Source organism: Corynebacterium sp. LK31 (assembly GCF_014335015.1).
GTDB classification, from domain to species: Bacteria; Actinomycetota; Actinomycetes; order Mycobacteriales; family Mycobacteriaceae; genus Corynebacterium; species Corynebacterium jeikeium_D.
In genome coordinates this window covers 15,206-27,750 of the sequence record NZ_PDGW01000016.1, presented here as the reverse complement: position 1 = coordinate 27,750, position 12,545 = coordinate 15,206, and the positions used below count along the sequence as shown (strand labels likewise).

The window sequence follows — 12,545 nt, the reverse complement described above, 5'->3', positions numbered from 1 at the left end:
CTTTCTTGCTTTCTGAGGTTGGGGTGGGGGCTGAAGGCCCAAACCAGCCCCACACCAGGCCCCAGCCCCCTTACTCGCTCAGCGCGAAGCGACGGTAGTGGTCGAAACGCTGCTCACGGCCAACGCGAGCCGGATTCTTCTCTAGCTCCCAGAGGGCGTGCTCGATAGCACTCAGAGCACGGCGGGGCAGTTCGGCCGGATTCTCAGGTTCGGCCACAATCTCGTCGATGACCCCGGTCTTCAGCATGGCCTCGGCGCCAACGCCCTGCTCCTCCATCATTTCCGGGGCATGCTCGGTGTCTCGGTAGATAATCGCCGAAGCACCCTCCGGCGGCAACGGAGACATCCAGGCATCGTGCATTGCCAGCACGCGGTCAGAGGGCAGCATGGCCAGCGCACCGCCACCGCAGCCCTGGCCGAGAATGAGTGACACGGTCGGAACCTTCAAGTTCACCAGCGTGGTCAAGGTGCGGGCAATCTCGCCGGCCATGGCATTTTCCTCGGCGTCCTTGGTCAACTCAGCGCCTGGGGTGTCAATGACCGTGACCAGCGGAATGTTCAGGCTTTCCGCGATGCGCATCGCACGGCGGGCAAAACGCAGCGAACCCGGCCCCATTGGATGCGTGCCCAGCGGCGGCTGGTTATGGCGATCCTGGGCGACCAGAATCACCGGCCGCTCACCAATCCGCGCCAGGCGAGCCCGAACCGACAGCGACTTGTGGCCATCGCCAGTGCCGGAAATCGGCACGGAGCAGTCGACAAGGGCATCGATAATGTCGCCGCCACCTGGACGAGAAGTATCGCGGGTGCGCAGGATAGCTTCCCAGGTATCGCGACCATCAATGGCTGCTACTGGCGGTGGGGTGGGTTCGCTGGGGTCTCCGTCGGCAAGCACGTCGATGGTGCGGCGGACAGCGCCGCGCAGACCTTCGAGCGGAATGATGCCGTCGATAATGCCCTGCTTGAACAGGTTCTCGGAGGTCTGAACGCCTTCGGGCATGGGTTCGCCGGTAGCGAGCTCGACGACGCGCGGGCCGAGGAAGCCGAGAAGTGCGCCGGGCTCTGCGAAGGTGAAGTGGCCTGCCGACCCCCACGACGCCATGACACCACCGGTGGTGGGATTGCGCAGGTACACCAGGAATGGCAAGTGAGAATCCTTGTGGCGCGCCACTGCGGTGGTAATAGAGATCATGAGCGCGAACGCCGCAGTGCCCTCCTGCATGCGAGTGCCGCCCGAGGTCGGGGAGAGCAACAGGGGCAGCTGCTCCGCAGTCGCGCGCTCGATGCTGCGAATAATACGACGAGCGGTTGCGGCGCCGATAGAACCGCCGAGGAAGCCGAACTCAGAACAGATGACGGCGACGCGCTTGCCGCCGACGGTGCCTTCGCCGGTGATAACGGCCTCATCGAGACCGGTCTTCTCAGAGGCTCGGGACAGTGTGCCGCGGTAGGACTCGTCGATGTTGCCATGCTCGGGCGCGCCGTCCCAGGAGGTGAAACTTCCGTGGTCGAGGACGGTATCTATTACTTGTTGGGCGCTGATTCTAGCCATACCTCCACGGTAGTAAACAAGGGGTAAACCGGCTTAGTCGATGGTGGGCGGAAAGGGGTAGCGCTATTGTCGGAAAAAACGTGTCCGCACTACCGAGGAGTCGAACCAATGCCGATTACTGAGCGCCTCACCGAGCTGGCTGAACAGAGGCCAAACGTATGTGTCGTCGGTTCCATCAACGCAGACCTGACCGTCACCGTGAAGCGCCTGCCGCATGGTGGCGAGACTATCGAGGGCAGTCCTCTGCGCATTCTGCCGGGCGGTAAGTCGGCGAATCAGGCGGCGACGGCTGGAAGACTGGGCGCGGCCGTGGAACTGGTCGGCGCGGTCGGTTCGGATCCCAATGCGCAGTTGCTGCGCGACGCGCTTACCGACGCTCACGTGGACATCTCTGCAGTTGAGACCGTCGACTCTGCCACTGGTACAGCCATGATTGTCGTTGATGATGCGGCGGAGAATTTCATTGTCATCTCCGCTGGCGCCAATGGTGAAGTCGATGCTGAGATGGTGCGCAGTCATGCGGACAAGATTCAGCGGGCTGGGTGCCTCGGTCTGTGTCTGGAGATTTGTGATGAGGCTGTCCTGGCCGCCGCACAGATTGCCCACGATGCGGGTGTGCCGGTGGTGTTCAACCTGTCGCCGATTCGGGCGGTCAGTGAGGATCTGCTCGCGCTGGTCGATGTCCTCATTGTCAACGAGCACGAACTCGCAGCCATCATCGGCTCCGAGCGCGCGGTCGCCGGTTGCGAGCACGGTCAGTGGGATGCGGTTGGGCGCGCGCTTGCCGACGAACACGGGATTTCCACGGCCATTGTCACACTTGGCGGGGAGGGGTCTGCGGTCTTGAGGACGTCGGAAAGCGAGGTGGCAGTCACTCGCATTCCAGCGCTGCCCATCGAGGTCGTGGACACCACGGGCTGCGGTGATGCGTACATGGGTACGGTCCTCACCGCGTTGGCCGCGGGCGATGATGTGGTGACGGCAGCTCGTCTTGCGGCGGTGGTCTCGGCTCATGCGGCGACAGGCGTGGGGGCGCAGACCTCCTATGGCGAGACAGGAAAAATCGCGCAGTTTGCGGCGGACCATGGTCTATAAGGTGCGCTGAGCAAACTACGCGATTGACGATTATTCGGTTTTAGGTGACCGTGGCCGAAGGAGTCACGCTCTTTTGGGCAGGGCTGGGGCTAGCTCTTGGCTGTCAGAGCCTTCTTCCAGCTGACCGCGGCACCGGTGCGCAGGACATTGCGCGGGTAGATCCAGGCGGCGAGTGCGATGACTGCGGCTACTCCCACAACCATGATTAGCAGCGAAGCCGCCAACTGGAGTGCGGAGAAGTTGCCAACGGCGTACTGCATCGGGGCAGTGGTGATGGAAACCGGTGGAATCCACGCTGCAATCTGCATGACGGTAGAGTCCAGCTTGCTCCAGCCAAACAGCGGAACATACATCGTGATCAGCGAGAACACCAGTACCGGCATCTGTGCGCCCTGGAAATCTTCCATACGGCTGACCAAGGATGCGGAGGCTGCATACAGCGCGGCGAAGAAGAAGTAACCGAGGATGAAGCACGGGACCAGCAGCCAGACTGCGGACCACGGCACATCGAAGCTCTCCGCCAATCCGGTAATCATGAGGGCAACTGCGGCGCTGGCGGTCAGCACGCTCATCATGATGATGCCAGCCAGACCGGCGCCGAGGATCTTGCCAGCCAGCAGGTGCGCCGGGCGAACGGTCGAGAGAATGATCTCGATGACGCGGGAGGACTTCTCCTCGATGACGCTGGTGGCCACCGCGCCGCCGAAGACGAGGATGGCGGTCATCATGACCATCACACCAATCAGTGTGATGACCACTGCGGGCATCTTCTCGTCTTTGGCTTCATCCAGCGACTCCACCGACACGGCTGCGCTTTGAGTCTTGGAGAAAAACTCGCTGGGGTTGATTCCGTTTTCGCTGAGCAGCATGGCTTCATTTTGTTTCTGCAGCGATTCCTGCAGCATTGGGGCCAGCCAGGATGGGGCGTCGTCGGCAAGCAGCTTCCACGAGCCCTCCTTGCCTTCTGCGGTGTCGGGGACGAGAGCGGCGTCGGCGTCGCCGTCGGTGACGGCAGCGCGAGCGGCCTTGTCGTCTGCCGCGGACGTAATCTCCAACGGTGAGAGCGATGCTGTGGCAAATGCGCCGGCTGCGGCATCCGCGCCTTCAGCATCCTTTATTTCGGCGGTAGCGTCGGCGAGAGAGTCCGCGAACGGCGCTTCTCCGACGACCGCGATTTTTACGGTGTCATTATCGGACTTGGAGGTCATGTAGTCGGCAACGAAGATACCGCCGACGGCCGCCACTGCCATGATGATGAGCGTGATTAGCGAGCTTTTCTTCAGCAGATGCTCGCGGAGTTCGCGGACGAAAACAGTCTTGACGGCCGTTGAGGCGTTGTAAGTGTTGGTGCTCATTGCTGTACGGCCTCCTGGTAGAGCTCGGTAAGTGGAATTTGCAGAGGTCCAAACGAACGGACCGTTCCCGCTGCCATCGCGCTGTGTAGCAGCTTCTGGTCGGTGTCGGCGGGGGCGTTGGAATCGAGGTGAACGACGGTGGCACCATGGGTATCACGCTCCACGCTTGTCACGCCCTCGACGGAGGTCGCCCAATCCTGGGGCGCACCATCGAGCTTGACGACGAAAGCCCGTGGGCCCCGTGCTCGCAGCTCATCAACAGTGCCTTCCACGAGCATGCGGCCGTCGCGGATGATGCCGACGCGGTCACACATGCGCTCGACAAGGTCGAGCTGGTGGGAAGAGAACACAATCGGGGTGCCGCGGTCGGCGTACTCCTTGAGTACGGAGCTCATCACCTTGACCGCAACTGGGTCGAGACCAGAGAAGGGCTCGTCGAGGACTAGTATTTCTGGGTCGTGGACGAGGGAGGCTGCCAGCTGCACGCGCTGCTGATTGCCGAGCGAGAGCGTGTCGACCTTGTCGTTGGCACGCTCGGTGAGACCGAGGCGCTCCAACAAGTTGTCGGCATTGGATTCCGCGCGCTTGGTGGGCACACCGTGTAGGCGAGCAAAGTAAATCAGCTGCTTGCGGACTTCAGCCTTGGGGTAGAGGCCGCGTTCTTCTGGCATGTAGCCAATCGTGCGGCGCAGCGAGTCATTCATCGGGGTATCGCCGATGCGCACCTCGCCTTTATCGGTGGCCAGCACGCCCAGGGCAATGCGCATAGTGGTGGTCTTGCCGGCACCGTTAGAGCCGACGAAGCCGTAGATTTCTCCAGGGTGAACTTGGAAGCTCATGCCACGGAGAACCTGCAGGTCTCCGTAGGACTTCTCAAGCCCGTCAATAATGAGGCTGTTCATGGTGATCCTTAGATTGAGGAGTGAAGGGCAGAGGAGGGATATGAGTTTTTGAGCCCGTACTAGTCGTCGCGCAGATTCCAGGCGTAGACGACGGTGGGCAGCGTGGAAATGTAGAGGAAAGCGATAATTCCGAAGATTCCGAAGCTGTACGGAATGTAGCGTCCCCAGTCAGGTTGCGCGTTCAGGACATAGGTGCCCACCAGAACGAGAGCAAGGAAGGCCACCAAGCCGAAGTAGGTGAAGCAGCGATATGTCAGCCCCCGCAGGTTCAGAATCTGTTCCTGCTGGTATTCGTCCAGTAGCGAGGTCGGTGCGCTGTCAACCATGTCGACTGTGATGTTGAGGCTGGTCCAGACGACGACCATAATGAGGGAAATCACTGGCCAGAGCAGAGAAAGCCATCCCGGGAAAATATCGGTCAGGCTACCGAGAAGCGCGATGCCGCTCAGCAGCATCAGCACAAGGCACACCTCGAATGCGATGACCAGCTTCCGCCGCGCCGCCTGGTTGCGCCACTTGGGCAACCAGCTCGACATCTGCTCGACACGCTTTGTGTACTTCGCTTCGCGCCGGGCTTCTAGCTTTTCGAAAAAGTTCGGTGTTGCGTCTTCAGCCCGAATAGCTGGCATCGTTAGCTTTCCTTTCGGTATAGGGCAGAGGACATGGGCTTGAATTCCTCGCGAGAAAACACCGCCTCAACGGGGAGATCGAACACCGCGCAGATGCGAAATGCCAGATCCAAGCTGGGGTAGTGGTCACCTCGCTCCAACGCGCCAATCGTTTGAGGATTGACCTCTACTTGTTTGGCTAGTTCGGCTCGGCTGAGTCCGTGTTCTGCCCGCAGCACTGAAATTCTGTTGAATATCGGTTCTTTGGGTTTAATCTTTGGGGACACACTCCAAAGTGTTATATAAACACAACGCTACGTCAACTGTTCGCAACAAAATGAAGCGCACTCACCTTTCTAAACCGCAGGTCAGCGGGGTAGAAAAAATCTAAAAAATTTTCAGTCCGTACACTCGGTTGGCATGACCACACTCAATCTGAAGTACGATGCAGCGACAACCGGAATTGCCAACGTGGAAATGGTCGATGGCAACGCCATCCCGATTCTGGGGTTCGGTACCTACAAGCTTGACGATGAGCAGGCGCGCGAATCCGTGCGCTACGCCCTGGAAATCGGCTACCGCCACATCGACACCGCATCGCTCTATCGCAATGAGCGAGGGGTTGGGCAGGGTATTGCTGATGCGGTCGCTGCGAACGTCGTAAAGCGTGAAGATATCTTCGTGACCACGAAGGTCTGGAACGATGCGCAGGGGTCGGCGGCGACGCGCGAGTCCGTGCGGGCATCTTTAGAACGGCTCAGCCTTGACTACGTTGACCTGGTGCTTGTGCACTGGCCGGTGGAGAAGCAGGGGACGTTTGGGCAGTGTTTCGATACGCTGCTGGAGCTCAATCGTGAGGGGCTGATTCGCTCGGTTGGTGTGGCGAACTTTTACCCAGAGGTGCTCGACCAGCTCTCGGAGACTCCGGTGGTCAACCAGATTGAGCTGCATCCGCAGTTCCCGCAGAATGAGCAGGTTGAAGACGATCGTCGTCGCGGTATTGTCACGCAGGCTTGGTCGCCGTTGGGGCGCGCGAAGTACTTTGAGGGCTCGCCGATTGCTGAAATCGCAGATCGCCTGGGTAAAACTCCCGCCCAAGTTGCTATCCGCTGGCACCTTCAGCGTGGCATCGTGGCCATCCCGAAGTCGGGCACGCCGTCGCGCATCAAGGAGAACTTTCAGGTCACCGACTTTGAGCTCACCGACGAGGACATGGAAACGATTGCGTCGATGGCGCGTGCCGACGGGCGCCTGAGTGGCGACCCGCGGGTATTCGGCAACGAATAAGCGAATTTAGATTTGCTTATAGCCCCATCACTATTGGTGTTTCGCGGGTAGCCTAAATGCTATGACGAACCCAGCATCTGAAATCCGCGTCGAAGCCGACGGCGCAATTGTCACTATCACCATCGACCGAGATCATAAGCGCAACTCCCTGACTGCCGACGTGTGTCGTGACATCGCCGATGCGGTGGAAGCTGCCGCTGAGGTTCCAGAGCAGCGCGTTATCCTGCTGCGCGGCGAAGGCCGCGCTTTCTGTGCGGGCGCCGACCTGAGTGGCCAGCACCATGAAGATTCCTTCCACGAACAGCTCCGTCGAATGCTGCGCACAATCGAGGCCAGCCGTCTGGTGGTTATAGCGGATGTGCAGGGGCCGGCTGTCGGCGCTGGGATGCAGCTGGCGATGGCGGCCGATTTGCGCGTCGTGGGTGAGCGCGGCTGGTTTATGATTCCGCCGGTCAAGCTCGGTATCGCTGTCGATGCCTGGACAATTCGCCGCGTACGCGTACTCGTCGGCGGTGCCCGCGCCCGCACTATTTTGTTGGCGGCCGAGCGCATGGATCAGGAAGCCGCCCGCGGTTGTGGTCTGGCTTCCTACCTTGGTGGTCCGGACAAGGCGGAGGAGGTAGCGCTCCGTATCGCCACCTACGCGCCACTGTCACTGGCCTACCACAAGGCGGTGCTCAACGACGATGAGACACATAGCCCGTTGAAGGACTACCAGCAGGAGCTCTACGACACGGTGTGGGCTTCCGAGGATGCTGCGGAGGCATCGAAGGCGCGAGCTGAAAGGCGCGAACCAAATTTCATTGGCAAATAGTTCGAATAGGTTCAGCAATTAGGCGAATAGGGTAGGCAGGCATGGGCTCGTGGAAAACTCCCGACAGTGGTCTTACTCAACAGCAGGTCCAGCAACGCATCGAGTTGGGGCACGTCAACGAGCTGCCGCCAACATCCGGGCGCAGTGTGTGGGACATCATCCGTGCCAATGTGTTTACCCGGATTAACGGTATTCTCGCTGTGTTATTCGCAGTCGTGCTCTATACCGGCTCAATCGTCAACGGTGCCTTTGGTCTGCTGATTATCGCCAACTCTATCGTCGGCATCATCCAAGAACTGCGTGCCAAGCGCACACTGGACAAGCTCTCCATTGTCGGCCGCGCAAAGCCCATGGTCATTCGCGACGGAGAGCCGGCTCGCGAGATCGACCGCGAGTCCGTCGTTCTCGACGATCTCATCGAGGTCGGTCCCGGCGACCAAATCGTCGTTGACGGTATTCTCCGCTACGCCTCTGACGTGGCCGTCGATGAATCCTCTCTCACCGGTGAATCCGATGCCGTCGATAAGAGCGTTGGGGACATGGTCTACTCGGGTTCCTCGGTCGTGGTGGGGTCGGCGCGATATCAGGCCACCAAAGTGGGCAAGGAGGCTTACGCCGCCAAGCTCGCAGCTGAGGCCAACAAGTTCACGCTGACTGATTCCCAGCTCTTCCGCGGCATCAACAAGATCCTGACCTACATTTCTTGGATTCTCATTCCCGTCGGCGCTCTGGCAATCTATACGCAGCTCTTTGTTGCCGGCGATGATCTCAATGATGCGCTACTGGGGATGGTCGCCACGCTGGTGCCCATGGTTCCTGAGGGGCTTGTTCTCATGACCACCATCGCATTTGCCCTCGGCGTGGTGCGCTTGGGGCGGCATCGAGTGCTGGTCAATGAGTTGCCCGCCATCGAAGGTCTCGCGCGCGTTGACACCGTGTGCGTCGACAAAACTGGCACACTCACCGAAAACGCGATGCAGCTGGTAGAAGTCGATATCGTATCGGGTGACGGTACTTCCCGCGATGAGCTCGACGCTGTGCTCATCAATCTTTGCAAGCTCGACGATCGCCCCAACGCAACGGCTCGCGCACTACTCGATGGGCTTGCGGACGCAGGGGACGTCGTAAAGCATGAGCAGACCGAAACCCGCCCCTTCACTTCAGCGAATAAGTGGTCGGCGCTGACGTATCACGGCGGTGCGACGTGGGTTTTCGGCGCGCCCGATGTGCTTGTCGACGACTCCGCGGTCGGCATGCAGAAAGCTCGGCAGCTTATGGAGGAAGGACTTCGTGTGCTCCTGCTTGCGCGGACCTCAGTTGGGGCAGATGGCCTGCCCGGCGGTGCGCTGCGGAAGAGTGGCGAGGTGGAGTTGGAGCCGGTCGCACTTGTCGTGCTAGGGCAGAAGGTGCGTTCAGATGCGGCGGACACGGTGGCCTACTTCTATGAAGAAGGTGTCGAGGTCAAGGTCATTTCTGGTGACAATGACCGCTCCGTGGGGGCTGTTGCACGTGAGCTGGAAATGCAGGGGGCTAACAACCCTGTCGATGCTTCTGAGCTTCCGGCGAGCCGCGATGATGGTAGCGAAGCTAAGAGCGCCGAGATTCGCGATGAATTTGCAGACATTGTGGAGTCGCGGCAGATCTTTGGCCGTGTCACGGCGGAGAATAAGCGCGATATGGTCCATGCGCTGCAGTCGCGCGGACATCATGTGGCGATGACCGGTGACGGTGTCAATGATGTGCTGGCGCTGAAAGCGGCGAATCTGGGCGTGGCTATGGGCGATGGGGCGCCGGCGACACGTTCGGTTGCGCAGTTGGTGCTGTTGGATAATCGCTTCGCCGTGATGCCGATGATTGTGGCGGAGGGGCGTCGCGTCATTGGCAATATCGAGCGTGTGGCCAACCTCTTTTTGACGAAGACCATCTACTCGGTGGTATTGGCGCTGGCTGTGGGGCTGTGGGGGATGGATTATCCATTCGAGCCGATTCATGTGACCATTACGGGCTGGTTCACGATTGGAATCCCGGCCTTCGTGCTGTCGTTGGCTCCTAACTTGGAGCGTGCGCGCGATGGTTTCGTGCGGCGCGTGTTGCGCTTAGCGATACCGGCGGGCATCACGGTGGGGTTGTTGACCTTCATATTTTGGTTGTGGGCAAACCCGGGAGTCGACGCCGGCGATGCGGCACGAGGGGAGGCGTCCACCGCGACCCTCATTGTGCTGATTGTTTCGGCATTTTGGGTCTTGGTGGTCGTGGCTAGGCCATACACCTGGTGGAAGGTTCTGTTGCTGGCGGTGTCGGCAGGAGCGTACCTGTTTATTTTCTCGGTTCGATCAGTGGCTTCAGTGCTTAATCTGTACTGGGTGGGGCGGGAGCTGTTGATTCCTGCGCTGATTGTGGGCGCCATCGGTGCGGTCATTATCGAGGCGCTGTGGTGGTGGCGTCAGAGTAAGCCATTGCCGGAAGAAGTGGAGAATACGAGCATAACAGCGTAAATGGGGGGGGGTAGTAAAAGGTCTCCTCAAGTATGCAGGTAATGGCGTTTTTGGGGGTGCCTTAAGGCTCGCTGAGAAGTGGTTAGTCGCATTTAACTTCTTTGCTAACTGTGTTCCAGGTAACTTTGTTTCAACACCTAATGAAAAGTGTGGTGCATGGCACACCAGTAGGGTGGCTGTGCTGAACCCCATTACGAACACCTGCATAACTTCCTGGAAAGGATTAGCCCGTGTCCGCAACTCCTATGCCGACAGGCCGGCATAAGCCACAGGCGGCTGAGTACCGCTACGTGCAAGACTCAGCGCAGTTCCAAGAGCTCCGCTCTACATTCCGTTCATTCGCTATCCCGATGACCGTTGCAGGTCTGGTGTGGTACATCGCATTCGTTCTGTTTGCGACGTTTGCGCCGGACCTCATGGCAACTCCCGTACTGGGCAACATCAACCTGGGCATTGTCCTTGGTCTGCTCCAGTTCGTGACCACCTTCGCCATCACTTGGGTGTACATCAACTTCGCCAACAAGAAGCTTGAGCCGATGCAGGCAGAGCTGCGCGAGGCACTGGAAAGCGGAGAAATCGCTGAAATCGTCGCAAAGAAGGAGGCATAGACATGCTGACCAGTTTCTTTGCTGCAGATGACACTGCAGCAGCAGGTAACCCGATTCTCAACATCGCGGTCTTCGTCGCCTTCATTGTTGCGACCATGTTCATCGTTACTCGCGTGGGCAAGGGCGGAAACAAGGGAGCATCGGACTTTTACACCGGTGGTGCACAGTTCTCCGGTACCCAAAACGGTCTCGCCATTGCAGGTGACTACCTCTCGGCGGCTTCCTTCCTCGGTATCGTCGGCGCCATTGCGCTGACTGGTTACGATGGATTCCTGTACTCCATCGGCTTCTTCGTCGCTTGGCTCGTCGCGCTGCTGCTGGTTGCAGAGCCGCTGCGAAACGTCGGTAAGTTCACCATGGCCGACGTGCTGTCATTCCGTCTTAAGCAGCGTCCGGTCCGTACCGCAGCTGCTATCTCCACTCTCGCAGTGACCCTGTTCTACCTCATCGCGCAGATGGCCGGTGCAGGTTCCCTGGTCGCCGTGCTGCTCAACATTCATGACTCCACTCAGCAGTCCATCGTTGTCGCAGTCGTTGGCATCATCATGGTTGCCTACGTTCTCATCGGTGGCATGAAGGGCACCACTTACGTGCAGATGATTAAGGCCGTCCTGCTGGTCGGTGCTGTCATCATCATGACCCTGATCATTCTGGTGGGTGTTAAGGGCAACTTCTCTCAGCTACTGCAGGACGCAGTGGACATGCACGCGAGCTCGGACTACATCGCCGAGAAGGGCTACGAAGCCTCCGCCATTCTTGAGCCGGGTCTGAAGTACGGCGGCTCCTTCGTCCAGCAGCTGGACTTCATCTCGCTAGGCCTGGCACTGGTTCTCGGTGTTGCTGGTCTGCCTCACGTGCTCATGCGCTTCTACACGGTGCCGACCGCAAAGGAAGCTCGTAAGTCCGTGACTTGGGCAATCATCCTCATCGGTGGCTTCTACCTGTTGACCCTGGTGCTCGGCTACGGTGCTGCTGCGCTCGTCGGCCCGGACCGCATCACGGCCGCGCCGGGCGGAGCCAACGCTGCCGCTCCGCTGCTGGCCTTCGAAATCGGTGGCTCCATCTTCATGGCAGTGGTCTCCGCAGTGGCGTTCGCTACCGTGCTGGCAGTGGTCGCTGGTCTGGCAATTACCGCTTCCGCTTCTGTCGGCCAGGACCTCTACCAGGCCGTGATCCGCAAGGGACAGGCAACGGAAGCCGAGCAGGTTCGCGTCTCCCGCATCACCGTTATCGTGCTGGGTGTTGTCTCCATTATCCTCGGCATCCTGGCCATGGGGCAGAACGTCGCCTTCCTGGTGTCACTGGCCTTCGCAGTGGCCGCATCCGCAAACGTTCCAACCATCCTGATGTCCCTGTTCTGGAAGCGCTTCAACACCGCAGGCGCAGTTGCCTCCATGTACACCGGTGTCATCGCCTCGCTGGTTCTGATTATCTTCTCCCCGGCAGTTTCTGGCAGCGAGTCCTCGATGATTCCGTCCGTTGACTTCTCCTGGTTCCCGCTGACCTCGCCGGGTCTGCTCGCAATCCCGCTGGCGTTCTTGGCTGGCATCATCGCCACCTACATGGGCAAGCCGGATAACTTCGATGACCTGGCAGCTGAGATGGAAGTTCGCTCCCTGACCGGTGTCGGTACCGAGGCTGCGGTTGATCACTAATAACCACTGAGTCCTTGGCTGGCAGCGCTGCCCGAACAGCTCAGCCAATCTCAATTAACTGAATAGACAGATGCAAAGGCCCCGTTATCGTCACTGGTAGCGGGGCCTTTGTGGTGGGCGCGGGGTCGTCGTCAAGCATGTGCGAATCAGTGCATGATAGTTAATGGACGGGGC

Annotated in this window: 11 protein-coding genes; 6 read left to right on the top strand and 5 right to left on the bottom strand. The window is 59.5% G+C overall.

The features are described from left to right. Window positions 1–70: 70 nt before the first annotated feature. Window positions 71–1,552, bottom strand: coding sequence for a carboxyl transferase domain-containing protein (locus CRD18_RS07335; RefSeq protein WP_049189720.1), 1,482 nt, complete (start codon window positions 1,550–1,552; stop codon window positions 71–73). A gap of 108 nt (window positions 1,553–1,660) precedes the next feature. Between CRD18_RS07335 and CRD18_RS07330 the strand changes: the two genes are divergently transcribed. After that, window positions 1,661–2,647, top strand: coding sequence for a ribokinase (locus CRD18_RS07330; RefSeq protein ID WP_016423305.1), 987 nt, complete (start codon window positions 1,661–1,663; stop codon window positions 2,645–2,647). 89 nt (window positions 2,648–2,736) lie between these two features. On the opposite strand, the gene CRD18_RS07325 is transcribed toward CRD18_RS07330, so the two are convergent. From CRD18_RS07325 to CRD18_RS07310, 4 genes are read right to left on the bottom strand one after another with little or no spacing between them, the layout of a single operon-like run. Next, complete coding sequence (locus CRD18_RS07325; protein WP_016423304.1) at window positions 2,737–4,002, bottom strand: ABC transporter permease; 1,266 nt, start codon at window positions 4,000–4,002, stop codon at window positions 2,737–2,739. Next, on the bottom strand, window positions 3,999–4,904 hold the full coding sequence (locus CRD18_RS07320) for an ABC transporter ATP-binding protein (protein ID WP_069359659.1): 906 nt from the start codon (window positions 4,902–4,904) through the stop codon (window positions 3,999–4,001). Before CRD18_RS07320 ends, CRD18_RS07325 begins: the two co-directional genes overlap by 4 nt. A 59-nt stretch (window positions 4,905–4,963) precedes the next feature. After that, window positions 4,964–5,533 carry a hypothetical protein gene (locus CRD18_RS07315; protein ID WP_187406618.1) on the bottom strand — a complete coding sequence of 190 codons (570 nt, stop codon included), beginning with the start codon at window positions 5,531–5,533 and terminating at the stop codon, window positions 4,964–4,966. Window positions 5,534–5,535: 2 nt separating this feature from the next. Continuing rightward, window positions 5,536–5,799, bottom strand: a complete 264-nt coding sequence (locus CRD18_RS07310; RefSeq protein WP_042388879.1) for a helix-turn-helix transcriptional regulator — start codon at window positions 5,797–5,799, stop codon at window positions 5,536–5,538. 133 nt (window positions 5,800–5,932) lie between these two features. On the opposite strand from CRD18_RS07310, the gene CRD18_RS07305 reads away from it, so the two are divergent. From CRD18_RS07305 to CRD18_RS07285, 5 genes are all read left to right on the top strand, one after another. Beyond that, on the top strand, window positions 5,933–6,799 hold the full coding sequence (locus CRD18_RS07305) for an aldo/keto reductase (RefSeq protein ID WP_069359658.1): 867 nt from the start codon (window positions 5,933–5,935) through the stop codon (window positions 6,797–6,799). 61 nt (window positions 6,800–6,860) lie between these two features. Next, window positions 6,861–7,613 (top strand): enoyl-CoA hydratase, encoded by a 753-nt coding sequence (locus CRD18_RS07300; protein ID WP_187406617.1) that lies wholly within the window; start codon window positions 6,861–6,863, stop codon window positions 7,611–7,613. 41 nt (window positions 7,614–7,654) lie between these two features. Then, complete coding sequence (locus tag CRD18_RS07295) at window positions 7,655–10,108, top strand: HAD-IC family P-type ATPase (RefSeq protein ID WP_038626388.1); 2,454 nt, start codon at window positions 7,655–7,657, stop codon at window positions 10,106–10,108. A 230-nt stretch (window positions 10,109–10,338) separates the two neighbouring features. Then, window positions 10,339–10,716: a DUF485 domain-containing protein gene (locus CRD18_RS07290; protein ID WP_038626386.1), complete on the top strand. Its 378-nt coding sequence runs from the start codon at window positions 10,339–10,341 to the stop codon at window positions 10,714–10,716. 2 nt (window positions 10,717–10,718) lie between these two features. Further along, window positions 10,719–12,371 (top strand): cation acetate symporter, encoded by a 1,653-nt coding sequence (locus tag CRD18_RS07285; protein WP_038626384.1) that lies wholly within the window; start codon window positions 10,719–10,721, stop codon window positions 12,369–12,371. Window positions 12,372–12,545 lie beyond the last annotated feature (174 nt).

Bases quoted from the DNA above. Each gene is read 5' to 3' on its own strand.
- CRD18_RS07285 (WP_038626384.1), top strand. From the start codon at position 10,719: ATGCTGACCAGTTTCTTTGCTGCAGATGACACTGCAGCAGCAGGTAAC.
- CRD18_RS07320 (WP_069359659.1), bottom strand. From the start codon at position 4,904: ATGAACAGCCTCATTATTGACGGGCTTGAGAAGTCCTACGGAGACCTG.
- CRD18_RS07295 (WP_038626388.1), top strand. From the start codon at position 7,655: ATGGGCTCGTGGAAAACTCCCGACAGTGGTCTTACTCAACAGCAGGTC.
- CRD18_RS07335 (WP_049189720.1), bottom strand. From the start codon at position 1,552: ATGGCTAGAATCAGCGCCCAACAAGTAATAGATACCGTCCTCGACCAC.
- CRD18_RS07305 (WP_069359658.1), top strand. From the start codon at position 5,933: ATGACCACACTCAATCTGAAGTACGATGCAGCGACAACCGGAATTGCC.
- CRD18_RS07300 (WP_187406617.1), top strand. From the start codon at position 6,861: ATGACGAACCCAGCATCTGAAATCCGCGTCGAAGCCGACGGCGCAATT.
- CRD18_RS07330 (WP_016423305.1), top strand. From the start codon at position 1,661: ATGCCGATTACTGAGCGCCTCACCGAGCTGGCTGAACAGAGGCCAAAC.
- CRD18_RS07315 (WP_187406618.1), bottom strand. From the start codon at position 5,533: ATGCCAGCTATTCGGGCTGAAGACGCAACACCGAACTTTTTCGAAAAG.
- CRD18_RS07325 (WP_016423304.1), bottom strand. From the start codon at position 4,002: ATGAGCACCAACACTTACAACGCCTCAACGGCCGTCAAGACTGTTTTC.